This window comes from Thalassobaculum sp. (assembly GCF_965223715.1).
Classification (GTDB): Bacteria; Pseudomonadota; Alphaproteobacteria; order Thalassobaculales; family Thalassobaculaceae; genus Thalassobaculum.
Genome location: NZ_OZ245012.1, coordinates 1,103,307 through 1,128,823 on the forward strand (window position 1 = coordinate 1,103,307; position 25,517 = coordinate 1,128,823).

General features: G+C 67.0%; 22 protein-coding genes. 19 read left to right on the forward strand and 3 right to left on the reverse strand.

Annotated elements, in window-relative coordinates; genetic code table 11:
• Positions 1-51: 51 nt before the first annotated feature.
• From ACOQOP_RS05105 to ACOQOP_RS05135, 7 genes are all read left to right on the forward strand, one after another.
• Positions 52-1,194 carry an isobutyryl-CoA dehydrogenase gene (locus tag ACOQOP_RS05105; RefSeq protein WP_420565240.1) on the forward strand — a complete coding sequence of 381 codons (1,143 nt, stop codon included), beginning with the start codon at positions 52-54 and terminating at the stop codon, positions 1,192-1,194.
• Between the two features lie 21 nt (positions 1,195-1,215).
• Positions 1,216-2,292: an enoyl-CoA hydratase/isomerase family protein gene (locus tag ACOQOP_RS05110; RefSeq protein WP_420565241.1), complete on the forward strand. Its 1,077-nt coding sequence runs from the start codon at positions 1,216-1,218 to the stop codon at positions 2,290-2,292.
• A gap of 60 nt (positions 2,293-2,352) precedes the next feature.
• Positions 2,353-3,243: a 3-hydroxyisobutyrate dehydrogenase gene (mmsB, locus tag ACOQOP_RS05115; protein ID WP_420565242.1), complete on the forward strand. Its 891-nt coding sequence runs from the start codon at positions 2,353-2,355 to the stop codon at positions 3,241-3,243.
• A gap of 105 nt (positions 3,244-3,348) precedes the next feature.
• Positions 3,349-3,837, forward strand: coding sequence for a MarR family winged helix-turn-helix transcriptional regulator (locus ACOQOP_RS05120; protein ID WP_420565243.1), 489 nt, complete (start codon positions 3,349-3,351; stop codon positions 3,835-3,837).
• A gap of 193 nt (positions 3,838-4,030) precedes the next feature.
• Entirely contained in the window at positions 4,031-5,344 is a 1,314-nt protein-coding gene (proS, locus tag ACOQOP_RS05125) for a proline--tRNA ligase (protein ID WP_420565244.1), read from the forward strand.
• 82 nt (positions 5,345-5,426) lie between these two features.
• Positions 5,427-6,674 carry a lipoprotein-releasing ABC transporter permease subunit gene (locus tag ACOQOP_RS05130; RefSeq protein WP_420565245.1) on the forward strand — a complete coding sequence of 416 codons (1,248 nt, stop codon included), beginning with the start codon at positions 5,427-5,429 and terminating at the stop codon, positions 6,672-6,674.
• On the forward strand, positions 6,667-7,398 hold the full coding sequence (locus tag ACOQOP_RS05135; RefSeq protein WP_420565246.1) for an ABC transporter ATP-binding protein: 732 nt from the start codon (positions 6,667-6,669) through the stop codon (positions 7,396-7,398). The genes ACOQOP_RS05130 and ACOQOP_RS05135 overlap by 8 nt, the downstream gene beginning before the upstream one ends.
• A gap of 6 nt (positions 7,399-7,404) precedes the next feature.
• Here ACOQOP_RS05135 and ACOQOP_RS05140 read toward each other — a convergent pair whose 3' ends face one another.
• Positions 7,405-8,631, reverse strand: coding sequence for a pentapeptide repeat-containing protein (locus ACOQOP_RS05140; protein ID WP_420565247.1), 1,227 nt, complete (start codon positions 8,629-8,631; stop codon positions 7,405-7,407).
• 298 nt (positions 8,632-8,929) lie between these two features.
• On the opposite strand from ACOQOP_RS05140, the gene dnaE reads away from it, so the two are divergent.
• Positions 8,930-12,421: a DNA polymerase III subunit alpha gene (dnaE, locus tag ACOQOP_RS05145; protein WP_420565248.1), complete on the forward strand. Its 3,492-nt coding sequence runs from the start codon at positions 8,930-8,932 to the stop codon at positions 12,419-12,421.
• Between the two features lie 83 nt (positions 12,422-12,504).
• Entirely contained in the window at positions 12,505-14,034 is a 1,530-nt protein-coding gene (locus tag ACOQOP_RS05150; RefSeq protein ID WP_420565249.1) for a M81 family metallopeptidase, read from the forward strand.
• Between the two features lie 162 nt (positions 14,035-14,196).
• Here ACOQOP_RS05150 and ACOQOP_RS05155 read toward each other — a convergent pair whose 3' ends face one another.
• Both ACOQOP_RS05155 and ACOQOP_RS05160 read right to left on the reverse strand, forming a co-directional pair.
• The gene (locus ACOQOP_RS05155; RefSeq protein ID WP_420565250.1) at positions 14,197-14,640 is read right to left on the reverse strand and encodes a PAS domain-containing protein; all 444 of its coding nucleotides are present in this window, start codon (positions 14,638-14,640) and stop codon (positions 14,197-14,199) included.
• 86 nt (positions 14,641-14,726) lie between these two features.
• Positions 14,727-15,104 carry a hypothetical protein gene (locus ACOQOP_RS05160; RefSeq protein WP_420565251.1) on the reverse strand — a complete coding sequence of 126 codons (378 nt, stop codon included), beginning with the start codon at positions 15,102-15,104 and terminating at the stop codon, positions 14,727-14,729.
• A gap of 160 nt (positions 15,105-15,264) precedes the next feature.
• On the opposite strand from ACOQOP_RS05160, the gene rpsB reads away from it, so the two are divergent.
• The 10 genes from rpsB (at position 15,265) to ACOQOP_RS05210 (ending at position 25,502) form a co-directional block, all read left to right on the forward strand.
• Positions 15,265-16,050, forward strand: a complete 786-nt coding sequence (gene rpsB / locus ACOQOP_RS05165) for a 30S ribosomal protein S2 (protein WP_420565252.1) — start codon at positions 15,265-15,267, stop codon at positions 16,048-16,050.
• Between the two features lie 111 nt (positions 16,051-16,161).
• Positions 16,162-17,085 (forward strand): translation elongation factor Ts, encoded by a 924-nt coding sequence (tsf, locus tag ACOQOP_RS05170; protein ID WP_420565253.1) that lies wholly within the window; start codon positions 16,162-16,164, stop codon positions 17,083-17,085.
• 30 nt (positions 17,086-17,115) lie between these two features.
• The gene (gene pyrH / locus ACOQOP_RS05175; RefSeq protein ID WP_420565254.1) at positions 17,116-17,877 is read left to right on the forward strand and encodes a UMP kinase; all 762 of its coding nucleotides are present in this window, start codon (positions 17,116-17,118) and stop codon (positions 17,875-17,877) included.
• A 6-nt stretch (positions 17,878-17,883) separates the two neighbouring features.
• The gene (gene frr / locus ACOQOP_RS05180) at positions 17,884-18,441 is read left to right on the forward strand and encodes a ribosome recycling factor (protein ID WP_420565255.1); all 558 of its coding nucleotides are present in this window, start codon (positions 17,884-17,886) and stop codon (positions 18,439-18,441) included.
• Between the two features lies 1 nt (position 18,442).
• The gene (locus ACOQOP_RS05185; protein WP_420565256.1) at positions 18,443-19,183 is read left to right on the forward strand and encodes an isoprenyl transferase; all 741 of its coding nucleotides are present in this window, start codon (positions 18,443-18,445) and stop codon (positions 19,181-19,183) included.
• 11 nt (positions 19,184-19,194) lie between these two features.
• The gene (locus ACOQOP_RS05190; RefSeq protein WP_420565257.1) at positions 19,195-20,052 is read left to right on the forward strand and encodes a phosphatidate cytidylyltransferase; all 858 of its coding nucleotides are present in this window, start codon (positions 19,195-19,197) and stop codon (positions 20,050-20,052) included.
• Positions 20,046-21,245: a 1-deoxy-D-xylulose-5-phosphate reductoisomerase gene (locus ACOQOP_RS05195; RefSeq protein WP_420565258.1), complete on the forward strand. Its 1,200-nt coding sequence runs from the start codon at positions 20,046-20,048 to the stop codon at positions 21,243-21,245. The genes ACOQOP_RS05190 and ACOQOP_RS05195 overlap by 7 nt, the downstream gene beginning before the upstream one ends.
• 63 nt (positions 21,246-21,308) lie before the next feature.
• Positions 21,309-22,436: an RIP metalloprotease RseP gene (gene rseP, locus ACOQOP_RS05200; RefSeq protein WP_420565259.1), complete on the forward strand. Its 1,128-nt coding sequence runs from the start codon at positions 21,309-21,311 to the stop codon at positions 22,434-22,436.
• Between the two features lie 161 nt (positions 22,437-22,597).
• Positions 22,598-24,859: an outer membrane protein assembly factor BamA gene (gene bamA / locus ACOQOP_RS05205; protein ID WP_420565260.1), complete on the forward strand. Its 2,262-nt coding sequence runs from the start codon at positions 22,598-22,600 to the stop codon at positions 24,857-24,859.
• A gap of 76 nt (positions 24,860-24,935) precedes the next feature.
• Positions 24,936-25,502 carry an OmpH family outer membrane protein gene (locus ACOQOP_RS05210; protein ID WP_420565261.1) on the forward strand — a complete coding sequence of 189 codons (567 nt, stop codon included), beginning with the start codon at positions 24,936-24,938 and terminating at the stop codon, positions 25,500-25,502.
• Positions 25,503-25,517: the final 15 nt, after the last annotated feature.

A 25,517-nucleotide genomic window follows, 5' to 3' on the forward strand; every position in this document is an offset into this window, starting at 1 on the left:
GCCGGCGCAAAATACGCTGCGCCGTGGCCGCAGCCCGCAGGAGGGACGCAGATGGATTTCCAACTCAGTGACGAGCAGCGCGCGATCCAGGACATGGCCCGCGCCTTCGCGGCCGAACGCCTGGCGCCGAACGCCGCCGAATGGGACGAGAAAGCCCATTTTCCGGTCGACGTGCTGAAGGAACTGGCCGAGCTCGGCCTCGGCGCGATCTATGTGCGCGACGATGTGGGCGGCTCCGGCCTGGGACGCCTCGACGCGGCGATCGCCTTTGAGGAGCTGTCCGCCGGCTGCGTGTCGACGGCCGCGTTCCTGTCGATCCACAACATGGTCGCCTGGATGGTCGACAGCTATGGCAGCGACGAGATCCGCCAGCGATTCCTGCCGAAGCTCGCCTCCATGGAGCAGATCGCCAGCTATTGCCTGACCGAGCCTGGGGCCGGCTCCGATGCCGCGGCGCTGAAGACCCGGGCGGAGAAGGTCGGCAATTCCCACTACGTGCTGAACGGCGGGAAGGCCTTCATCTCCGGCGGCGGGACGAGCGACGTCTATGCCGTGATGTGCCGGACCGGCGAGGAGGGGGCCAAGGGCATCTCCTGCATCCTGGTGGAGAAGGACACGCCCGGCCTGTCCTTCGGCGAGAACGAGAAGAAGCTCGGCTGGAACAGCCAGCCGACCGCCATGGTCAATTTCGACGACTGCAAGGTGCCGGCGGAGAATCTGGTCGGCGCCGAGGGGCAGGGGTTCCGCATCGCCATGGCCGGGCTCGACGGCGGACGGATCAACATCGCCGCCTGTTCGCTCGGCGGCGCGCGGGCGGCCCTTGAGGCGTCGCTGTCCTATGTGAAGGACCGCAAGGCCTTCGGCCAGGCCATCGCCGATTTCCAGGCGACCCAGTTCCGACTCGCGGACATGGCGACCGAACTGGAGGCCGCCCGTCTCATGGTGCACCGGGCGGCGACGAGTCTCGACGCCAAGTCGCCCGAGGCGACCCAGCACGCGGCCATGGCGAAGCGTTTCGCCACCGATATCGGCTACCGGATCGTCGACGAGGCATTGCAGCTTCATGGCGGTTACGGGTACCTGAGGGACTACCCGATCGAGCGGCTGCTGCGGGATCTGCGCGTGCATCGGATCCTGGAAGGGACCAACGAGATCATGCGCGTCATCATCGCCCGCAAGCTGCTGGCCAACTGAGACAAGTTCCCGGAGACGGACGTGAGCGACGAGATCAAGTTTTCTACCGATGGCGGCCTCGCGACCGTCGAGATGACCCGTCCCAAGGCGCTGAACGCCCTGACCCACGGCATGGTCAAGGAGATGGCGGCCCAATTGGACTCCTGGGAGCATGACGACGCCATCGGCGCCGTGGTGATCAAGGGCGAGGGCGAGAAGGCGTTCTGTGCCGGCGGCGACGTCCGCGCGGTGTGGAAGTCGGTGAAGGAGGAGAACGGCGGCAAGCCGTCGGAGCTGTCCCGCACTTTCTTCTTCGACGAGTACCGGCTGAACCACCAGATCCACGCCTTTTCAAAGCCCTTCGTCGCCCTGCTGGACGGAGTGACCATGGGCGGCGGCGTTGGCGTGTCGATCCATGGCTCGCACCGGATCGTCACCGAGCGGCTGATGTTCGCCATGCCGGAGACGGCGATCGGCCTGTTCCCGGATGTGGGCGGCGGCTGGTTCCTGCCGCGTCTGCCGGGCGAGACCGGGACCTATCTGGCGCTGACCGGCGCCCGGCTGGATGCGGCCGGCGCCTGCGCGCTGGGCATCGGCACCCATTTCGTGCCGTCGAGCCGGCTGGAGGGCTTCGAGGCCCAGGTCGCCTCTTCCATGGCCGCCGGGTCGGGGGGGCGGCAGGCGGTGAACGACGTGCTGGAGCGTCTGGCCGAGCCGGCCGGGCCGGACCCGCTGGCGCCGCACCGGGCCGTGATCGACAGCTGCTTCAAGCCGAACACGGTGGAGGGGATCATCGACGCCCTGTCCGCCGAAGGCTCGGACTTCGCATTGGAAACCCGCGACAACCTGCTGCACAAATCGCCGACCAGCATGAAGATCAGCCTGGAGCTCATGCGCCGCGGCAAGGAAGCCTCCAGCCTGGCCGAGGTCCTGGTGCTGGAGTACCGGTTGTCCCAGGCCTGCATGGCCGGTCACGATTACTACGAGGGCATCCGGGCGGTGCTGGTCGACAAGGACCATGCTCCGAAATGGCAGCCCGCCACCCTGGCCGAGGTCGGGGACGACATCATCGCCGCGCATTTCAGCGCACCGGCTCAAGGCGACTGGTCCCTGGCTTGACCGCGAACCGGGCAGGCTTGAGCATGCGGCAACGACACTAGGGTCCTCGGGAGGGACGAGATGGCGACGATCGGTTTCATCGGCCTCGGCAACATGGGCCTGCCCATGGCGACCAACCTGCTCAAGGCCGGGCACACGGTGCGCGGCTTCGATCTGTCCGAGGAGCAGCGCAAGGCGCTCGAGTCGGCGGGGGGCGAGTCCGCCAGCTCGACCGAGGGCTGTGTCGATTCGGTCGAGATCGTCGTCTCGATGCTGCCCGCGGGCCCCCAGGTCAAGGCGGTCTACGGCGAGTCGATTCTACCGAAGGTTGCCGATGGAACGCTGCTGATCGACTGCTCGACGATCGACGTGGCGACCGCCCGCTCGGTCGCGTCCGACGCCGCGGGCAAGGGGCTGGAGATGGTCGACGCCCCGGTCTCCGGCGGGACGACCGGGGCCGCCGCGGCGACCCTGACCTTCATGGTCGGCGGTACGGAGACCGCCTTCGAGCGCGCCAAGCCGATCCTTGAGGCGATGGGCAAGACCATCGTCCATGCCGGCGGGAGCGGCAACGGACAGGCAGCCAAGATCTGCAACAACATGATGCTGGCGATCAACATGATCGGCCAGTGCGAGGCCTTCTCCATGGCGGAAAAGCTGGGCCTGGACACCGCCAAGCTGTTCGCCATCAGCTCCAAGTCCTCGGGCCAGAGCTGGTCGATGACGGTGAACTGCCCGGTGCCGGGACTGACCGAGACGGCGGCCTCCAACCGCGACTACAAGCCCGGCTTCACCGCCGCCATGATGTTGAAGGATCTGGGTCTCTCGCAGGACGCGGCGGAGCAGGTGCATGCCCAGACGCCGCTGGGCGCGGAGGCCCTTCAGTTGTTCCGGGACTATGTCGACCGCGGCCATGCCGGCACGGATTTCTCGGGCATCTTCAAGATGATCCGGGGCGACGAGAATTTCTAATTCAGCGAAACGAGTTGCGTGTGTAGACGTGTTGGTCTAGACCCGTTGATGGGTGCGCGTCTCCAATGGTATCGGTTATAGGGACGAGTAGCGGCGGGATATGCGATGACAATGACGGATGATGTGACGGACCTCCGCCGCGAGTATTTGGACGCGATCAAGCTGATCGAGCGCCTTCACCGCCAGTTTCTGGAAGTCGTGAAGACCGAGCTCGACCGGATCGGCGTCGAGGATATCAACAACATTCAGGCCCTGATCCTGTTCAACATCAGCGACGAGGAGCTGACGGTCGGCGAACTGACCAACCGCGGCTACTATCTGGGCTCGAACGTGTCCTACAACGTCCGCAAAATGGTGGAGAACGGATACCTGGTGCAGGAGCGGTCGACCCATGACCGCCGGTCCATCCGGGTGCGCCTGTCCGACAAGGGCCTGGCCCTGTGCAAGGAGATCGACGCCATGTTCGAGCGCCATGCCAAGGCGCTGCCGGGCGTGCCGGTCGAGGCAGGCAACCTGAAGACCGCCAGCACCTCCTACCGCGATCTCGAGCGGTTCTGGATCTCGCTGCTGAATTTCGGCCTGCGCGGCGTCTGAGCCGCTCCGGCCGTCGACGCGGCCCCCAGCTTCACAGCCTTTCGATTCTCCGCGGGACGCGGCCTCCGGCCGGATTTCCCTTGGACAGTGCACAGGCGCTTTTCTAGAGTGCGCCGCACCGCGCCCCGGGCTGTCGCCAGGGCGCGCGGATCCGCGCCCGACGGCGCGTCACCTGTAGTTGCCGAGGAACTCGATGCGCCTGTCCCGCTATTTCCTGCCGACCATGAAGGACACGCCCCGCGAGGCGGAGATCGTGTCCCACCGTCTGATGCTGCGGGCGGGAATGATGCAGCAGTCCAGCGCCGGCATCTATTCCTGGCTCCCGCTCGGCTTCAAGGTGCTGAAGCGGATCGAGCAGATCGTGCGCGAGGAGCAGAACGCCGCGGGTTGGAACGAGGTCCTCATGCCGACCATCCAGCCGGCCGACCTGTGGCGCGAGAGCGGCCGCTACGACGATTACGGCAAGGAGATGCTCCGCATCACCGACCGGCACGAGCGCGACATGCTCTACGGGCCGACCAACGAGGAGCAGATCACCGACATCTTCCGCACCCATGTGCGCAGCTACCGGGAACTGCCCGGCCGGCTGTATCACATCCAGTGGAAGTTCCGCGACGAGGTGCGTCCCCGCTTCGGCGTGATGCGCGGCCGCGAATTCCTGATGAAGGACGCCTATTCCTTCGACATCGACAAGGACGCGGCCCGGCTCGCCTATAACCGCCAGTTCGTCGCCTATCTGCGGACCTTCGACCGGCTCGGCCTGAAGGCGATCCCGATGGCCGCCGACAGCGGCCCGATCGGCGGCGACATGAGTCACGAGTTCATCATCCTGGCCGAGACCGGCGAGAGCGAGGTGTTCTGCCACAAGGACTGGCTGACCACCGACGCCGTGCCGGCCGATGTCGACTACGAGGGCGACCTGCAGCCGATCGTCGACGCCTGCCTGGCGCGCTATGCCGCCACCGACGAGAAGCATGACGTCGCCAATTGTCCGGTCGCCGAGTCGGACCTGGTCCATACCCGCGGCATCGAGGTCGGCCACATCTTCTATTTCGGCACCAAGTATTCCGATCCGATGGGTGCCAAGGTCGCCGGTCCGGACGGCAAGGAAACCGTGGTGCACATGGGCTCCTACGGCGTCGGCGTGTCGCGGCTGGTCGGCGGCATCATCGAGGCCAGCCATGACGACAGCGGGATCGTGTGGCCGGAAGAGGTCGCTCCGTTCCATATCGGCCTGGTGAACCTGAAGGTCGGCGACGGCGCTTGCGACGCCGCCACCGAGGACCTGTACGCCAAGCTGGGGAAGGCGGGTGTCGAGGTGCTGATGGACGACAGCTCCGACCGTCCCGGCGCGAAGCTCGCCACCATGGACCTGATCGGCCTGCCCTGGCAGATCGTCGTCGGTCCGCGCGGCATCGCCAACGGCGTGGTCGAGGTCAAGAACCGCAAGACCGGCGAGCGCGAGGAGATGTCGGTCGAGGCGGCGCTGAACCGGTTCGCCGGCTGACCGTCGGTCCGGTGACGATGCCGCACGCCACGATCTCGCCGCATATGGCGCCGACAGTGCGCGCCTCACACAGAGGGCGGGCATGATTTTCGGTGCTTTCGAGCGGATGGTGGCCATGCGCTACCTGCGGGCGCGCCGCCAGGAGGGATTCATCTCGGTAATCGCCGGGTTCTCCCTCCTCGGCATCGGGCTCGGGGTGGCGACCCTGATCATCGTCATGAGCGTGATGAACGGATTCCGGGCCGAGCTGATCGGCCGGATCCTGGGCCTGAACGGCCATGCCGGCGTCTATGCGGTGGACGGGTCGATCGAGAACTACGACCAGCTCGTCGTCGAGGCGGCCTCGGTCCCCGGCGTGTTCAGCGTCACCCCCCAGGTCGAGGGTCAGGCCATGCTGACCGCCAACGGTGTCGCGTCGGGCGGCGCGGTGCGCGGCATGCGGCCGAGCGACCTGAAGGGCAAGCCGCTGATCGCCGACAACATCAAGGAAGGATCACTCGACGCCTTCGACGGCAAGGATGCGGTGGCGGTCGGCTCCCGGCTGGCGAACAGGCTTGGCCTACGGGTTGGCGACCGGGTCACGCTGATCTCGCCCAGCTCCGCCGTCACCGTGGTCGGCAGCATGCCGCGCATGAAGGCCTATGAGGTCGTCGCGCTGTTCGAGGTCGGCATGTACGAGTACGACAACAGCTTCGTCTACATGCCGCTCGAGGCCGCCCAGGTGTTCTTCCAGAAGGGCGACTCGGTCAATGCGCTGGAGATCTTCACGGTCGATCCGGATTCCCTCAAGCAGGTCCGGCTCGACATGATGCAGGCGCTGCCGCCGGAGGTGTATTTCCGCGACTGGCAGCAGCAGAACAGCAGTTTCTTCAACGCGCTCCAGGTCGAGCGCAACGTCATGTTCCTGATCCTGACGCTGATCATCCTGGTCGCCGCCTTCAACATCATCAGCTCGATGATCATGCTGGTGAAGGACAAGGGCAGGGACATCGCCGTGCTGCGGACCATGGGGGCCTCGCGCGGGATGATCACGCGGATCTTCTTCATGACGGGGGCCAGCATCGGCGTGCTGGGCACGGTGGTCGGCGCGGTGCTGGGCCTGCTGTTCGTGCTCAACATTCAGGCCATCCAGGACTGGGTGGAGACGGTGTTCGGCACCTCGGTGTTCCCGCCGGAGATCTATTTCCTGACCAACGTGCCGGCCAAGATGGACCCGACCGAGGTGGTCGTGGTCGTGGTCATGGCCCTGGGGCTCAGCTTCGCGGCCACGATCTATCCGGCCTGGCGGGCGGCCCGCGTCGATCCGGTGGAGGCGCTGCGCTATGAGTGAGCCGCTGACACCGCCGCCGTCGCCACGTCGGGCGGGCAAGGACGGCAAGGCCCTTGTGCTGGAAGGGGTCACCCGCGTCTTCGGCATGGGCGACCAGTCCCTGCGGGTGCTGCGGGGCATCGACCTGACTCTGAACGAGGGCCAGATCGTGGCGCTGGTCGGCCCGTCCGGGGCCGGCAAGTCGACCCTGCTGCACATCGCCGGGCTGCTGGAGCAGCCGACCAGCGGCAAGGTGCTGGTGGGCGGACGCAACTGCGCCGAGCTGGGCGATGGCGAACGTACCCGCTTCCGCCAGAGCACGATCGGCTTCGTCTACCAGTTCCACCATCTGCTGCCGGAATTCTCGGCCCGCGAGAATGTCATGATCCCGCAGATGATCGCCGGCCTCTCCAAGCGCGAGGCGCGGGAGCGGGCGGATCAGCTTCTCAACATGGTGGGCTTGAGCGAGCGGGCGAGCCATCGGCCGGCCCGGCTGTCCGGCGGCGAGCAGCAGCGTGTCGCCATCGTGCGCGGCATCGCCAACGTACCGCGGGTCCTGCTGGCCGACGAGCCGACCGGCAACCTGGATCCGCAGACCGCGGCCGACGTCTTCGCCCAGCTCACCCACATCGTGAAGGGCACGGGCCTGTCGGCGCTGATCGCCACCCATAACCTGGACCTGGCGGCCCAGATGGACCGGGTGGTGGAGCTGCGCGACGGCCGGCTGGTCGAACGGACCTTGTAAGTCTGATCAGTCGAGGCCCCGAGCGCGCTTGATCTTGGCGAATTCGAGCTTCGCGCCGCTCAGGTCGGCATCCGACAGGTCGGCCCCGTCGAAGATGCTGCCGGCGAAGTTGACACCGTTGAGATCAGCGCCGCGGAAGCGGGCGAACAGGCTGCGGCCGGTCTTGTGACCGTCCGGGCCGATGATCTCGGCGTCTTCCACCCGAGTGCTGATAAACACCGCGTTGAGCAGGAGGGCACCGGCGAAGTTGGTTCCGGAGGCTCGGGCGAACGAGAAGTCCGTCTCCTCCAGGTTGGCGCCCTGGAACGAGGTCAGGAACAGCTCGGAACGCACGAAGGCGGCCCCCTTGAGGTTCGCGCCGTCGAAGCAGACACCGCGCACGTCGCAGCTCGAGAAATCGAGCTCGGCGAGGTCGTAGTCCTTCAGGTTGGCGCGCTCGCCCATGGTGCCGTTGCTGGCGATCCACTTGCTGTGCTCGCGCAGCATGACCTCGATCTCGCCCGGCAGCGGCCGCTGGCTGTCCCGGTGGATCGCGCCCATCATGTTGGCGGTCTCGATATTCGCCTTGGACAGGTCGACGTTGCGCAGGTTGGCGTCCGTCAGGTTGGCGCCGCTGAGGTCGGCGCCGTCCAGGTTGGTGCCGGTCAGGTTGGCGTTCTTCAGGTTGCAGCCGGTCAGGTCGGCGCCCGACAGGTCGGCGCCGGCCAGATTGACTGCATGCAGGACCACGTCGTGGAAGATCGCGCCCTTGGCGCTCGACATCGCCATGTTGGCTTCCGACACGTTCGCGTCGGTCAGGTCGGCGCCGTCCAGGTTGGCGTCCGCCAGGCTGGAGACGCGCTTGACCTCCTCGCCCCATTGCAGGATGTGGCCGGGGCGCAGGTCGGCGGCCCGCAGCTTGGCGCCGGACAGGTTCGCCAGGGTGAAGTTGGCGCCGCGCAGGTCGGCCTTGTTGAGGCACGCGCCGCGCAGGTTCGCCGCCGAGAAGTCGCAGGCGAACAGGTCGGCATTGGAGAAGTCGGTCTCCTGGAGCGACGCACGGGTCAGGGTCGAGCCCGACAGCGTCGCCTGGTGCAGGTTGACGCCATCGAGATTGCGGCCGTCCAGCTTCGCGGCCTTCAGCTGGCAGCGGCGACCGCCCGGCTCGCCACGCAGATAGGCCGAATGGGCCCGGAACACCGCGTGGATGTCGGAGGGTGACTTTGACGGTTCGACGGGCTCTGCGACGGACATGTCTGCAAACACCTCATTACGTTTGAACCGGCATAGTCACCGATGAGACTTAAAACAGTCTTAATGCAGGCGCGGAGATGAGGAGAAAAAACGTAATTGTTTCGGCGATTTAGATCGATTTTTAGCTTTATTCAAAGCACCGGAAATATCCGGCGCCCCGGCTGAGGCCAGGCCGCGATTCCCGCACCGACAGTGAAAGTGCGACCAGCCGAAGGGGCGGATCCCCATCGCTCGGACCACCCCGCGTGACCCGGCGGCACCCGTGTGGGATGATCGACGATCCCTTCGGAGGCCCCGCATGTCCCACGCCGATTTCGTCCATCTCCGTGTGCATTCCGCCTATTCCCTGGCGGAAGGGGCGATCCACGCCAAGCAGCTGGTGAAGCTGGCCAAGCAGAACAACATGCCCGCCGTCGCGATGACCGACAGCGGCAACATGTTCGGCGCCCTGGAATTCGCGGTGACGGCGTCGGGCGAGGGCGTGCAGCCGATCGTCGGCGTGCAGCTCAACATCCGCCGCCCGGTCGATACCGAGCGTCGCGGCCTGCGCGTTGTGGGCGGCCGCGACGTGCTGCCTGATCAGCTTCCGCTGATCGCCCAGAACGAGGCCGGCTACCGCAACCTGATGAGCCTGGTCAGCCAGGCTTTCCTGGACGGCACGGGCGAGGAGGCGCCGCAGATCGCCCTGGAGGATATGGAGGGTCGCACAGACGGGCTGATCGCGCTCACCGGCGGGATGAAGGGCGGTGTCGGGCGGCTGCTGCTGGAGGGTCGGAGGGCCGATGCCGAGGCCATGCTGACCCAACTCCAGGCCTTGTTCCCCGACCGGCTCTATATCGAGCTGCAGCGCCATTTCCTCGACGAGGAGAACCGGATCGAGGGGCCGCTGATCGACCTGGCCTATGCCCGCGACCTGCCGCTGGTGGCCACAAACGACGTGTTCTTCGCCGATCCCGGCATGCACGAGCCCCAGGACGTCCTGCTCTGCATCGCCCAGAGCACGACCATCGGCAATCCCAAGCGCTGGCGGGTCACGCCGCACCACCGCTTCAAGACGGCGGAGGAAATGCGCGAGCTGTTCGCCGATCTGCCGGAGGCGATCGACAACACCCTGGTGATCGCCAGGCGCTGCGCGGTGATGCCGGAGAAGCTGGCGCCGATCCTGCCGCGCTTCGACACCGAGGGCGGCCGTACCGAGGCCGAGGAACTGCGCGCCCAGGCGGAAGAGGGGTTGGAGGGCCGGCTGAAGGCCCACGTCTTCACCGCCGGGATGGACGAGGCGGCGCGTGAGGAGGCGGCAAAGCCGTATCGCGAACGGCTCGACATGGAGCTGGGGGTCATCGAGTCGATGGGCTTTCCCGGCTACTTCCTGATCGTGTCGGATTTCATCAAATGGGCGAAGGCCAAGAACATCCCGGTCGGCCCGGGCCGCGGCTCGGGTGCGGGCTCGCTGGTCGCCTATTCCCTGCTGATCACAGATCTGGACCCGCTGCGCTGGGGACTGCTGTTCGAGCGCTTCCTCAATCCCGAACGTGTCTCGATGCCGGACTTCGATATCGACTTCTGCCAGGACCGCCGCGACGAGGTGATCCGCTATGTGCAGGAGAAATACGGCCGCGACCGAGTCGCCCAGATCATCACCTTCGGCAAGCTCCAGGCCCGCGCGGCCCTGCGCGACGTCGGCCGGGTGCTCGAGATGCCCTACGGCCAGGTCGACCGGATCTGCAAGCTGGTGCCGAACAACCCGGCCAACCCGGTCACCCTGGAGCAGGCGCTGCAGACCGAAGAGGACCTCCGGGCCCAGCGCGATGCCGACGAGAACGTCGCCAATCTGATCAAGACCGCGCTGAAGCTGGAGGGGCTGTACCGCAACTCCTCCACCCACGCCGCCGGCGTGGTGATCGGCGACCGGCCGCTGGACCACCTGGTGCCGCTCTACCGCGACCCGCGCTCCGACATGCCGGTCACCCAGTTCAACATGAAGTGGGTTGAGCAGGCGGGGCTGGTGAAGTTCGACTTCCTCGGCCTGAAGACGCTGACCGTGCTGCAGCGGGCGGTCGACCACCTGAAGGAACGGGGGATCGAGATCGACCTGTCCCAGGTACCGCTCGACGACGGCCCCACATACGCCATGCTGGCCAAGGGCGAGAGCACCGGCGTGTTCCAGCTGGAAAGTTCGGGCATGCGCGACGTGCTGCGCCGGCTGCGCCCCGACCGTTTCGAGGACATCATCGCGCTCGTCGCCCTGTACCGGCCCGGCCCGATGGCGAACATCCCGAAATACATCGCCTGTAAGCACGGTGAGGAACAGCCGGACTACATGCATCCGGTCCTGGAGCCGGTGCTGAAGGAGACCTTCGGCATCATGATCTACCAGGAGCAGGTGCAGCAGGCGGCCCAGCGGCTCTCCGGCTACACCCTGGGCGGCGCCGACCTGCTGCGCCGGGCCATGGGCAAGAAGATCAAGGAGGAGATGGACGCCCAGCGCGAGAAGTTCGTGAACGGCGCCGTCGAGCAGGGCGTGGACAAGGCCCAGGCCAGCGGCATCTTCGACCAGATCGCCGCCTTCGCCGGCTACGGCTTCAACAAGTCCCACGCCGCCGCCTATGCCCTGGTCAGCTATCACACCGCCTATCTGAAGGCGAACTACCCGGTGGAGTTCCTGGCCGCGTCGATGACCTACGACATGGGGAACACCGACAAGCTCAACGTGTTCCGCCAGGAACTGCAGAAGCTCAAGATCGAGCTCCTGCCCCCGGACATCAACCGCTCGCGCCGCGACTTTTCGGTCGAGAAGCTGGAGGACGGCACCTACGGCATTCGCTATGCGCTGGCGGCCGTCAAGAATGTCGGCGGATCGGCGATGGACGCGCTGGTGGAGATGCGCGAGGCGGACGGGCCGTTCAGGAGTCTGTCGGACTTCTGCGACCGGGCCGACCCGACCCAGGTGAACAAGCGGCTCCTGGAGAATCTGGTGCGGGCCGGTGCGTTCGACCAACTTCACAAGAATCGCGCAGAACTATTTGAAAGCCTTGAGACAGTTGTCCGACATGTCAGCCTCGCGGCGAGCGAGCGCAAGTCCAACCAGGTGAGCCTGTTCGCCGTCGATGGCGGGGCCGCACCCGAGCAGGACATCCGGCTGAAGAGCCGGCCGGAATGGCCGCAGATGGACCGGCTGAAGGAGGAGTTCGACGCGCTGGGCTTCTACCTCTCGGCCCATCCGCTCGACGCCTATGCCGAGAGCCTGGCCCGGCTGGAGGTGGTGTCCTCCACCGAGGCCCAGGCGGCGGCGGCGCGCAAGGGCGGGCAGACCCGGCTGGTGCTGGCCGGCATCGTGGTCGGCCGACAGATCCGCACGTCCAAATCCGGCAACCGCTTCGCCTTCGTCCAGCTCACCGACCGCACCGGCGTGTTCGAGGTCACCCTGTTCTCCGAGGTGCTGGCCTCGGCCCGCGACCTGCTGGAGTCCGGCGAGCCGCTGCTGGTCCGCGCCGACGCAAGGATCGAGGACGACAACCTGCGCCTGCTCGCCTCCTCGGTGGAGCCGCTGGACAAGGCGGTGGAGCGCACGGCGGCGGGGCTGGAGATCTTCCTGCACGACATCTCGCCGCTGGAGCCGCTAAAGAGCCTGATCCAGAACGAGGGCAGGGGCCGCGGCCGCATCCACGTGGTGGTTCCCACCGCCCGCGGCGACGTCCGCATCAAGCTGCCCGAGGCCTATCAGGTGTCGAGCCGCCTGCGCGGCGCGGTGAAGGCGCTGCCGGGGATCGACTACGTGAAGGACCTGTAGACGCGTTCGGTGGATTGCCCTGGCGGCATTTCGGTGATGAGGTCGGGGCTGTTCTCCGGCCTACACGCACGCAAGGGTTCCCCATGAAACGCATCGCCATTCTCGGATTCTCGCTGGAAAGCAACGCCTTCGCGCCGCCCTGCAGGCGCTGGGACTTTGAGCAGCGCGGCTATTACCGGGGGGCGGAGATCACCGAGCTGGCGCGCCAGGAGCCGTCGCCGCTCTATAACGGCATCCGCGGCTTCTATGCGGTGATGGACGAAAAATACGGCCGCGACGGTTGGGAGCCGGTACCGGTCACCCATGCCGCCTCGCAGCCGGCCGGGCCGGTGGAGGAAGGGTTCTTCAACGAGTTGCTGGCCGAGTTCGAGGCGGGCCTGAAGGCCGCCGGCAAGCTGGACGGCGTCTATATCGCCGAGCATGGCGGGGCCACCGCGACCCATACCCACGATCCGGACGGCGAGGTCTTCGCCCTGGTGCGGCGCTGCGTCGGCCCCGACGTGGTGGTGATCGCCACCCTGGATCTGCACTGCAACATCTCCGAGGTGATGATGGACAGTGCGGATGTCCTGATCGGCTATCGCGAAAACCCCCATGTGGACATCTACGAACGCGGCGCCGAGGCCGCGACCCTCATGGACGAGATGTTCACCACCGGGGTCAAGCCGACCGCCTACCGGGTGCGGTTGCCGCTGGTTGCGCCCTCGGTCACCCAGCTCACGGCCGTGGGGCATCCCTATGGCGACCTGATCCGGGTGGGCCAGTCCAAGATGGACGACCGGGTGATGAACATCTCCATCGTCTCCGGCTTCGCCTTCGCCGACACCCCGAAGAACGGCATGACCGTGATCGTCACCACCCGCAACGACCCGGCCCATGCCAGGGCCCTGGCGATCGAGTTGGCGAAGGCCGGTTGGGCCGAGCATGAGCGGTACCAGACCAACATGATGGCGCTGGATGCGGCCGTGGCGAAGGCCAAGGCCGTCGGCGACGACGCGGTGCAGCCCTCGCTGCTCTTCGCCGATCCGGCCGACAATCCCGGCGGCGGCGGCCGGGGCAACACGACCTATATCCTGAAGGCCTTCCTTGAGGCCGGGGTGCACGGGGCGGTCTTCGCCGTGTTCTACGACCCGGCCCTGGTGAAGCAGGCCCAGGCGGCGGGCGAGGGCGGCACCTTCCGGGCCCGGCTGAACACCGAGGAGACGGCGCGCTACTCCGACCCGCTGGACTGGGACGCCCGGGTGGTGCGGCTGCATGACGGCGCCTTCGTGGGCCGCCACGGCATGGTCGAGGGCAAGAGCGTCAGCCTGGGCGACACGGCGATCCTGGCGCTGGACGGCATCACCCTGATCGCCATCACCAAGCGCCAGCAGTGCCTGTCCACCGACTTCATCGAGGAGCTCGGGCTGGACGTGGTCGGCGCGCGCTCGATCGTGGTGAAGTCGCGTGGCCATTTCCGCGCCGGCTTCCAGCACCTGTTCCCGCCAGAACGGATCATCGAGGTGGACGTGCCGGGCCTGACCTCGCCGAACCTGGCGAATTTCGACTGGAAGGGCCTGCCGCGGCCGGTCTACCCGCTGGACCCGGAGACCACCTGGACGCCGCCGGCCTAGGGCGTCGCTCGCTACTCCCCCGTCTCCCCGGCCTTGCGCCGGGGCCCAGAGCCTTCGCTTGCTGGAACGTTCGGGAATTAATCTCTGCCTTTCCAGCACGCTCCCGCCCTAGGTCCCGGCGCAAGGCCGGGAAGATGGGGAGCGGCTAAGCGCTGTCCCCGCTCACCCCTCCAGCGCGTCCAGGCTGAACACCAGCACGCCCATCACCATGTCGACCCGGCGGCCGTCCTCGGCGAGGGGCAGGTAGAGGCGCTCCACGGTGATGAAATCCTTCGGGAAGCGCAGGGAAGGGCGGCCGATCCGGTGGCTCGGCTTGCCCATCTCGAAGACCTGGTCGCGGTACCGTCGGCTCTCGCTGCGGTCGAAGTCCGGATAGATCTCGTCCAGATAGCGGCCGGTGACTTCCTGGCCGAGCAGCTCCACCAGGGCGGAGCCGAGCAGCCGGTAGCGGTAGCGGCCGCTCCCCGCCTCGCGTTCGACCAGCGAGATGTTGGGCAGCAGGCGCGGGATCTCCACCGGGTCGATATCGGCGCGGGAGGGCAGGCGGTCGCCGCGTTTCTTGCCGCGCCAATAGCGATAGGCCTCCCGCACGATGGGCGACCGCATGCGCGCATCCGTTAGCGCCCGCGAGATCATCACATCCTGCATCGGCAGTTCGTCCGCCCCGATCCGTCTTGCTGGCGCGATCATACTTAATTTGAGGGAAATGTGCATAGCCGCCGCTCTCCCCGGCGCAACATGTCCGCCTCCAGGCTCACCGGCGCGCAGAAGAACACGGTCATGGCCGAGTTCGCGGGTGTCCGGCAGCGCGCCGAGCCGTCGGCGAGCACCTCGAACCAGGCCCGGGCCTCGCTGCCCTGGATGTCGCGATAGTCGCCCGCCACCGGCGGTGCGGCGCGCAGGCGGCGGCCCTCCCCGGCCGACAGCGGGATGCGCGCCGCGCTGGGCGGATAGCACAGGGTTTCGGCGATCCGGTCACCCAGCGGGTCGGCACCGGCGGAACTGGCGGTACTGATGAGCCCGACCGCCAGGAGCAGGGCCGCGGAAAACGCCGCTCTGCGTCCTTGCAAAACCGGGCTGCAGCCTGTAGAGAGACGCCCGCTTAAATCCGCACACGAGCACGCGTTCCCCCGGCCCCGGTTTCCGCCGGATCGGATGGAACGCTCCGGTGTCGAGACCGTGTCTCGGCTATCGCTCGTGGAGGTTGAACCGGAAAACCCGAGGAAAGACATGACCGTCCCTACCTTTACCATGCGCCAGCTGCTCGAGGCCGGTGTCCATTTCGGCCACCACACCCGCCGCTGGAACCCGAAGATGGAGCCGTACATCTTCGGTGTGCGCAACAACGTCCATATTCTCGACCTGCGCCAGACCGTTCCGCTGCTGCACCGCGCTCTGGAGGCCGTGCGCGACGTCGTCGCCAATAACGGCCGCGTGCTGTTCGTCGGCACCAAGCGCCAGGCGGCCGACATGATCGCCGAGGCGGCGAAGCAGTCCGGTCAGTACTACGTCAACCACCGCTGGCTCGGTGGCATGCTGACCAACTGGAAGACCATCTCCAACTCGATCCGGCGCCTGCGGGAGCTGGAGGAGCGTCTGGACGCCGGCGTCGGCGGCCTGACCAAGAAGGAGACCCTGGGCCTGACCCGTGAGCGCGACAAGCTGGAGCGCGCGCTGGGCGGCATCAAGGAGATGGGCGGCCTGCCGGACATCATGGTGGTGATCGACACCAACAAGGAATCCCTGGCCATTCAGGAAGCCAACACGCTCGGCATTCCGGTCGTGGCCATCCTGGACAGCAACTGCGATCCGGACGGCGTCACCTACCCGGTCCCGGGCAATGACGACGCCATGCGCGCCATCGCTCTGTACACCGAGCTGATGGGGCAGGCCGTGATCGGCGGCATCCAGGCCGAAGCGGCTGCCTCCGGCGCCGATGTGGGCGAGAGCACCGAGGCTCCGGTCGAGCCGGCGCTTGCCGCCGAGGCCGAGGCGTCCGAGCCGGCCAGCGCCTGATCTGACGACCGTCGCCCGGCCCATCCGGCGCGGCACAAGACAACGGCATAGTCGAGGCGGCGGCCACCAGGGTCGCCGCCATGGAACCTTACCAGCGACGAGGATGTAACCATGGCTGTCACGGCTGCTCTGGTGAAAGAACTGCGCGAGAAGTCCGGCGCAGGCATGATGGATTGCAAGAAGGCCCTGACCGAGACCAACGGCGATCTCGACGCGGCTGTGGACTGGCTCCGCACGAAGGGCCTGGCCGCGGCGGCGAAGAAGTCCGGCCGTGTGGCGGCCGAGGGCCTTGTCGGCGCCGCCGTCGACGGCACCAAGGGTGCGGTCATGGAGGTCAACTCCGAGACCGACTTCGTTGCCCGCAACGACACCTTCCAGAACTTCGTCGAGACCGTGACGAAGCTGGCGCTGCAGCACGGCGAGAACATCGACACCCTGAAGGGCGTCGCCTATCCGGAGACGGGCCGCACCGTCGAGGAGCAGCTGACCCACAACATCGCCACCATCGGCGAGAACATGTCCCTGCGTCGCGCGCAGGTGCTGTCGGTGTCCGACGGCGTGGTCGTCCCGTACGTCCACAACGCCGTGCAGCCGGGCCTGGGCAAGATCGGCGTGCTGGTCGCGCTGGAGTCCACCGGCGACAAGGACAAGCTGAACGAGCTCGGCAAGCAGATCGCCATGCACGTGGCCGCCGCCGCCCCGCAGAGCCTGTCCACCGACGACCTGGACCCGGCCGCCATCGAGCGCGAGCGCGCGGTGCTGGTCGAGCAGGCCCGTGACAGCGGCAAGACCGACGAGATCATCGCCAAGATGATCGAGGGCCGTCTGCGCAAGTTCTACCAGGAGGTCGTCCTGCTGGAGCAGACCTTCGTGGTCGACGGCGAGACCCGGATCTCCAAGGTCGTCGAGAACGCCGCCAAGTCCGTCGGCGCCCCGGTGAAGCTGACCGGTTTCGCCCGCGTGCAGCTCGGCGAAGGCATCGAGCGCGAGGAGAGCGATTTCGCTGCCGAGGTTGCGGCAACCCTCGCTCACTGACCCAGGCGCCATAGCGGCAAGGAGAGACGCATGGCGGAGGACGGAAGCGGGGAGACAGCCGGCGGCCAGACCGGCGGCCAGGGTCCCGTCTACAAACGCGTCCTGCTGAAAATTTCGGGGGAGGCCCTCATGGGGGGCCTCTCCTACGGTATCGACCCGGAGATGGTCGACCGGGTGGCCGGCGAGATCGAGTCGGTCTCCAAGGCCGGCACCGAGGTCTGCCTCGTCATCGGCGGGGGCAACATCTTCCGCGGCATCTCCGCGGCGGCCGCCGGCATGGAGCGGGCGACCGGCGACTACATGGGCATGCTGGCCACGGTGATGAACTCCCTGGCCATGCAGAGCGCCCTGGAGCGTCGCAACATCCAGACCCGGGTGCTGTCGGCGTTGCCGATCGCCGCGGTCTGCGAGCCCTATATCCGCCGCCGCGCCATGCGGCACATGGAGAAGGGCCGGGTGGTGATCTTCGCCGCCGGCACCGGCAACCCGTTCTTCACCACCGACACCGCCGCCGCCCTGCGCGCGTCGGAAATGGGCTGTGACGCGCTGCTGAAGGCGACCAAGGTCGACGGCGTGTATGATGCCGATCCGATGAAGGTCCCGACAGCCACGCGCTACGACCGTCTGAGCTATATGGACGTGCTGACGCGCGACCTGAAGGTGATGGACGCCTCGGCGATCTCGCTCGCCCGCGAGAACGAGATTCCGATCCTGGTGTTTTCCATCCACAATAACGGGGCCTTCGCCGAGGTGGTCCACGCCAGGGGCCGGTATACGATCATTACGGAGTAGCAGAAGATGGCGGAACCCGATCTTGACGACATCCAGCGCCGCATGGACGGTGCCGTCACCGCTCTGAAGAGCGAGTTCGGCGGTCTGCGGACAGGCCGGGCGTCGGTCAACCTGCTGGACCCGATCATGGTCGACGCCTATGGCGCGAAGATGCCGATCAACCAGGTCGGCACGGTCAGCGTTCCGGAACCCCGGATGCTGTCGGTGCAGGTCTGGGACCGCGGCATGACCAAGGCGGTGGAAAAGGCGATTCGCGACAGCGATCTCGGCCTGAACCCGCAATCCGACGGCCAGCTCATCCGCATCCCGCTGCCCGACCTGTCGGAGGAGCGCCGCAAGGAGCTCAGCCGCATCGCGGCGAAGTACGCCGAGAACGCCCGCGTGGCCGTGCGCAACGTGCGCCGCGACGGCATGGACATGCTCAAGAAGGCGGAGAAGGACGGCGACCTCAGCCAGGACGACCGTCACGTCTACGAGCAGGAGATCCAGGAGCTGACCGACTCCCACGTCAAGGCGATCGACGAGGCGTTGGAGGCCAAGGAAAAGGATATCATGCAGGTCTGAGATGGTGGATGCCGCACCCTCCATCGGCGCCGGCGAGACGGCCGCTCCCCTGCATGTCGCCATCATCATGGACGGCAACGGCCGCTGGGCCCGCGCCCGGAGCATGCCGCGCACCTTCGGCCATCGCGAAGGCGTGAAGGCGGTCCGCCGCGTGGTGGACTGCGCCCCCCAACTCGGCATCACTCACCTGACCCTGTTCGGCTTCTCCTCGGAGAACTGGAGCCGGCCGCAGGAGGAGGTGTCGGAGCTGATGAACATCCTGCGCTACTACCTGCGGCGCGAGGTGGCGGAGCTCCACAAGAACAACGTGCGCATACGGATGCTGGGCGATCGGGCCCGGCTGTCCGCCGATATCGTCGCGCTGATCGACAATGCCGAGCAGCTCACCGCCACCAATACCGGCCTCTGCCTGAACATCGCGCTGAGCTACGGCGCCCGCGGCGAGATCACCAACGCGGTGCGCCGGATCGCCGAGGCGGTGGCGGCCGGCACCCTGTCGCCGGCGGAGATCGACGACGAGACGGTGCAGTCCTGCCTGGATACCGAGGGCCTGCCCGATCCAGACCTCTTGATCCGCACCAGCGGCGAGCGGCGGATCTCCAACTTCCTGCTCTGGCAGATCGCCTATGCCGAGCTGGTGTTCACCGACGTCCTGTGGCCGGATTTCGATCGGGCGCATCTGGTCGACGCGCTGGAGGAATACTCCCGCCGCGACCGGCGCTATGGTCGGGCGACCGGATAGAAGGTGATCGCATGAGTGCCGGCAAGGACGACGGAAGGGAGGCTGCACCCGTTTCCGTGGCCCGCTCCGGCGACCTGCGCAAGCGTGTCCTCTCCTCGTTGGTCCTGGTGCCCGCGGCCGGTCTGCTGATCTGGGCAGGCGGCTCCGCCTTCGACATCGGCATTCTGTTCATCGCCGGGGTGATGGCCTGGGAGTGGGGGGCACTGATCTCCGCCCCGTCCGACCGGCATCGGACCCGGATGGTGCTGGCGATCGCCCTGCTGGTCAGTTTCGTGGTGGCGCTGGTGTTCCATGTGCCGGCCGGCGTCGCCTGCGCGGCGATCGCCGTGCCGATATCGATCATGCTCGCCCGACAGCTCCGCGTGGTCGGGCCGATCTGGGTCGGGGTCGCGGTGATCGGCACCGTGTTTCCCGCCCTGGCCCTGGTCTGGATGCGGTCGCATATCGATTTCGGCCTGGAGACGGTGATCTACGTGATCGCCAGCGTGGCGGCGACCGATATCGGCGCCTATGCGGCTGGACGCACCATCGGCGGCCCGAAACTGCTGCCCAAGGTCAGCCCGTCCAAGACCTGGGCCGGGCTGGCCGGCGGGATGGCCGGCTCGATGCTGGTCGCCGGGTTCTTCACGCTGATGCACGAGGACGCGCGTGGCGCCGCCCTGGTGCCGCTGGCCATCGGCATCGCGCTGATCGCCCAGGCCGGCGATCTGCTGGAATCGGCGGTGAAGCGGCACTTCAAGGTGAAGGACTCCGGCAGCCTGATCCCCGGTCACGGCGGTATTCTCGACCGGGTCGATGGTATGATGACCGTTCTGCCCGTCGTGGCACTCGCCATGTGGGTCAGCGGGAGGAGCGTTCTGCAGTGGTAGATGAGTTGCGCCGGATCAGCATCCTGGGCTCAACCGGGTCGGTCGGCACCAGTACCATCGACCTGATCAGCCGCGCGCCGGACCGGTTCGCCGTCACCGCGTTGGCCGGTGGGGCGAATGCCGCACTCCTGGCCGAGCAGGCGCGGGCGGTGCGCGCGGAATTCGTGGCGATCGCCGACGAGACCGCCTGGCCGGCCCTGAAGGAGGCCCTGTCGGGGACTGGCATCGAGGCGGCCGCCGGCGAGGATGCCGTGCTCGAGGCGGGACGCCGGGACGCCGACTGGACCATGGGCTCGATCGTCGGCGCGGCCGGCCTGGCCCCGACCCTGGAGGCGGTGCGCCGCGGCGGGATCGTCGCCCTGGCCAACAAGGAATCCCTGGTCTGCGCCGGCCGGCTGTTCACCGAGGTGGCGGTGCGGGCGGGGTGCCGCATCCTGCCGGTGGACAGCGAGCACAACGCCATCTTCCAGGTGTTCGACGACGCAAGGCGCGAGGGGATCGAGAAGATCATCCTCACGGCCTCCGGCGGGCCGTTCCGCACCGAGTCCACCGAGGCGATGGCCGGCAAGACCCCGGCCCAGGCGGTGGCGCATCCGAACTGGTCCATGGGGGTGAAGATCTCCATCGACAGCGCCACGATGATGAACAAGGGGCTGGAGCTGATCGAGGCCCATCATCTGTTCGCCCTGCCGGAGGAGCGGATCGACGTGCTGGTGCACCCGCAGTCGGTGGTGCACTCCATGGTCTCCTACGTTGACGGTTCGGTCCTGGCCCAGCTCGGCTCGCCGGACATGCGCACGCCGATCGCCCATTGCCTGGCCTGGCCGCGGCGGATGGACACACCGGTGGAGCGGCTGGATCTCGCCGCCATCGGCCAACTCAGCTTCTTCGCCCCGGATACCCAGCGTTTCCCGGCCCTCCGCCTGGCGCGCGAGGCGCTGCGGGCGGAAGGGGATGCGGCCTGCGTGATGAACGCGGCCAACGAGGCGGCGGTCGCGGCCTTCGTCGACGGACGGATCGGCTTCACCGACATCGCCGCGGTGGTCGAGGAGACCCTGCAGCGCTGCCCGACGGAGGAGGTCGGCGACCTGGACGCCGTCTTCGCCGCCGACGCCAAGGGCCGCCGGGTCGCGGGCGAGGTGATTGCCGGTTTCGCGGGCGTCTCCATTGCGCAGGCCGGGGCGGCGATTTAAGTTCTTCGCCGAGGAAGAGGACCGGACTGCGGGGGCGTGACGGTTTAGGGACACAGGGTTCGAATGATCGATATCATCGCCGATTACGCATTGCCGTTTCTCGTGATCCTGACCGTGCTGGTCTTCGTTCACGAGTGGGGACATTACTTCGTGGCCCGGCGCAACGGCGTGCGGGTGGAGGCTTTCTCCATCGGCTTCGGACCGGAGCTGTTCGGCTGGAACGCCAAGAGCGGCACCCGCTGGAAGATCTGCGCCATTCCGCTGGGCGGCTACGTGAAGATGTTCGGCGATACCGATCCGGCCAGCGCCGGTGCGGCCGACGACAGCGGCTATACCGATGAGGACCGGCGCCAGTCCTTCCATCACAAGGGCCTGGGCGCCCGCGCGGCGATCGTCGCCGCCGGTCCCGCCGCGAATTTCATCTTCGCCATCCTCGTCCTGGCCGGCCTCTACATGATCGAGGGACGGCCCTATGCGCCGGCGGTGGTCGACGCGGTCATCGAGAATTCCGCCGCCGAGCGCGCCGGCCTCATGGTCGAGGACCGGGTGGTCAGCGCCGACGGTACGGAAATCGACCGGTTCTCCGACCTGAGCCGCATCGTCTTCGAGCGGCCGGGCGAGCCGATCCTGCTGGTCATCGAACGCGGCGGCGCCACCCAGGAGATCACGGTCACGCCGGAGCCGGTCACCGAGACAGACCGGTTCGGCAACGAGATCTCCTTCGGCCGGCTCGGCATCCAGTCGAACCAGACGACGATCGAGAAGCTCGATCCGCTGAACGCGGTGCTGGTGGCGACGACCGAGACCTTCTCGATCATCGAGCAGACCCTGGACGCGGTCGGCGAGATGATCATCGGCGTGCGCGGCACCGAGGAGCTGGGCGGGCCGCTGCGGATCGCCGAGATGTCCGGCACCGTCGCCCAGAGCGGGCTGGTCATGACGCTCTGGTTCACCGCCGTGCTGTCGATCAATCTCGGGCTGATCAACCTGTTTCCGGTCCCGATCCTGGATGGCGGGCACCTGATGTTCTATGCGCTCGAGGCCGTCCGCGGCCGGCCGCTGGGCGAGCGGGCGCAGGAATGGGCGTCGATCGCCGGGCTGAGCCTGGTGGTCATGCTGATGCTGTTCGTGACGTGGAACGATCTGATGCGGTTCGACATCGTCGGTTATCTGGGTTCGCTGGTCGGATAACCGCTTCGACTATCAACGGTTTGCGGCGCCGGTGGGCGACGCTATAGTCGCGCTCCCGGGCACTGCCCGGGGAATGTGTTGAGTGCCGGTTCCAGCCGGCGGGGTGCTGATTTGACCACTGGGGACCGACCTTGCCCACACGATTGATCCGGTTTAGCCAGGTGGCGACGCTTGCGCTCACCCTGGCCCTCGGAGCGGCCCCGGCGGTAAAGGCGCAGTTCCTGAGTCCGAGCGCGAGCACGGTCACCGACGTGGTGGTCGAAGGCACCCAGCGCATCGACCCGGCCACGGTGCGCTCCTACCTGCTGGTCCAGCCGGGCGACAGCTTCGATTCGGACCGTCTCGACCGCTCCCTGAAGGCCCTCTACGCCACCGGTCTGTTCGCCGACGTCACCATGCGCCGGGACGGCGACACCCTGGTGATCAACGTCGTCGAAAACCCGATCATCAACCGCATCGCGTTCGAGGGGAACAAGCGCGTCGACGACGAGGAACTCGACCGGGAAGTCCAGCTCCGCCCGCGTCTGGTCTATTCGCGCACCCGCGTGCAGCAGGACGTCCAGCGCATCATCGAGATCTACCAGCGCTCCGGCCGCTATGCGGTCTCCGTCGAGCCGAAGGTCATCCAGCAGGACCAGAACCGCGTCGACCTCGTCTTCGAGATCGACGAGGGCGAGCTGACCCCGGTGCGCACCATCACCTTCCTGGGCAACCGCGAGTTCAGCGATTCCACCCTGCGCGGCGTGATCCAGACCAAGGAATACGCGTTCTATCGCTTCCTCAGCTCCGACGACACCTACGACCCGGACCGGCTGAGCTACGACCGCGAGCTGCTGCGCCGCTACTATCTCGAGAACGGTTTCGCCGATTTCCGCGTGCTGTCGGCGGTCGCCGAGCTGGCGCCGGACCGCGAGTCCTTCGTGGTGACCTTCACGGTGGAAGAGGGTGAGATCTACACCTTCGGTCCGACCGACTTCGAGGTCTCGCTGCCGCGCCTCGAGCCGGAGGCGCTGCGCGAGTTCGTGGCGACGGAGGAGGGCGAGACCTACGACTCCACCCTGGTGGACGACACGGTGGACGCCATCACCGACTATCTCGGCACGCTCGGCTACGCCTTCGTCGACGTGCGGCCGCGGGTGAACCGCGATCCGGAAAACCGCACCATCTCGATCACCTATCAGGTCGGCGAGGCGAGCAAGGTGTTCGTCGAGCGCATCAACATCAACGGCAACGTCCGCACCCTCGACCGAGTGATCCGGCGCGAGATGAGCCTGGTGGAGGGCGACGCCTTCAACACCGCCAAGCTGCGGCGGTCCGAGCGGCGTGTGCGAAACCTGGGCTTCTTCAAGACCGTCGACGTGAGGAACTCCGAGGGCAGCGCCCCCGACCGGACGGTGGTGGATGTGGAGGTCGAGGAGCAGTCAACCGGTGAGATCTCCTTCGGCATCGGCTTCTCCACGGCGGAATCGATCATCGGCGATATCGGCATCCGCGAGCGCAACCTGCTGGGCCGGGGACAGGACCTGCGCTTCGGCGTGACCGCGTCCGGCCGGTCGACCGAGTTCGACGTGGCCTTCACCGAGCCGTATTTCCTCGACCGCGACGTGGCGGCAGGCTTCGACCTGTTCCGCATCGAGCGCGAGCTGGAAGAGAGCTCCTATGACGAACTGCGGTTCGGCGGCGTGCTGCGGGCCTCCTACACCCTGCAGCCGGACCTGACCCAACAGATCAACTACCGGATCGAGCAGACCGAGATTAAGGACGTCGATGACGACGCCTCGCGGTTCATCAAGGACCAGGAAGGCGTACGCGTGATCTCCCAGGTCGGCCAGACCCTGACCTATGACAAGCGCGACAACCGCCTCGACCCGCGCGAGGGCTATATCGCCCAGCTCACCACCGAGGTGGCGGGTGCCGGCGGGGACGAGCGGTTCTTCCGCACCCGGGTCAAGGGCGGCTACTACTATCCGATCGACGATGTCTGGGGCCTGTCCTTCCTGGCCCAGGGCGGTTTCATCGTCGGGCTGGGAGAGGACGTCTCGATTGCCGAGCGCTTCTTCATCGGCGCCAGTTCCTTCCGCGGCTTCGAGCGTGGCGGAGTCGGCCCCCGTGATACGGCGACGGACGACGCGCTGGGTGCCAACAACTACTATGTCGGCACCATCGAGCTCGCCTTCCCGTCCGGTATGCCCAAGGACCTTGGGGTGCGCACCTTCCTGTTCACCGATTTCGGCAGTGTGTGGGGCGTGGACGAGAGCGGCAGCGACATTGCGGATGCGACGTCGATCCGCGCGTCCGTCGGCCTCGGGCTGTCCTTCTCCACGGCCTTCGGTACGATCCGCGTCGACGCGGCAGAGGCCGTGGCGAAGGAGGATTTCGACGTTCCCGAGGTGTTCCGCTTGAGCTTCGGCACGCGGTTCTGACCGTGCCGGGCCCGCACACGGGAACGCAGCATCGGAACGCATCTCAGGGAACGGCCTGCCCGGGAAGGAGAGCATGATGGTCCGGTCGCTCAGACATGCGGCGGTGACCCTGTTCACGGCAATGGCGATGAGCTGGAGCATCGCCGGCACGGTGCTCGCCCAGGAGGCCACCAGTGCGATCGCCGTCGTCGACGTTCAGGGCGCCCTGCGCAACTCGAATGCCGCCAAGGAGATCCAGGCGAAGATCAACGAGCGCCGCCAGGCGTATCAGCGCCAGGTCACCGAGGAGGAGAAGGCGCTGCGCGCGAGCGAGCAGGAGCTGCAGCAGCAGCGCTCGGCCCTGGCGCCGGAGGTCTATCAGCAGCGGCTGCGCGCCTTCCGTGACCGGGTGACGGACGTGCAGAAGTCCGTGCAGGAACGCCGGCGGGCGCTGGACCAGGCCTTCACCAACGCCATGAACAAGGTGCGCGACGTCCTGGTCTCGGTCATCGCCGAGATTGCCGATGAGCGCGGCGCCAAGGTGGTCCTTTTCAAGGATCACATCGTAATAGCCGAGAAGTCTCTGGATTTCAGCGACGAGGCTCTGCGCCGGCTGAACGAGCGGTTGCCGTCGGTTACGGTCGATTTGCCGCCGCTCGACTGAAGCCGGGGCAGGAGG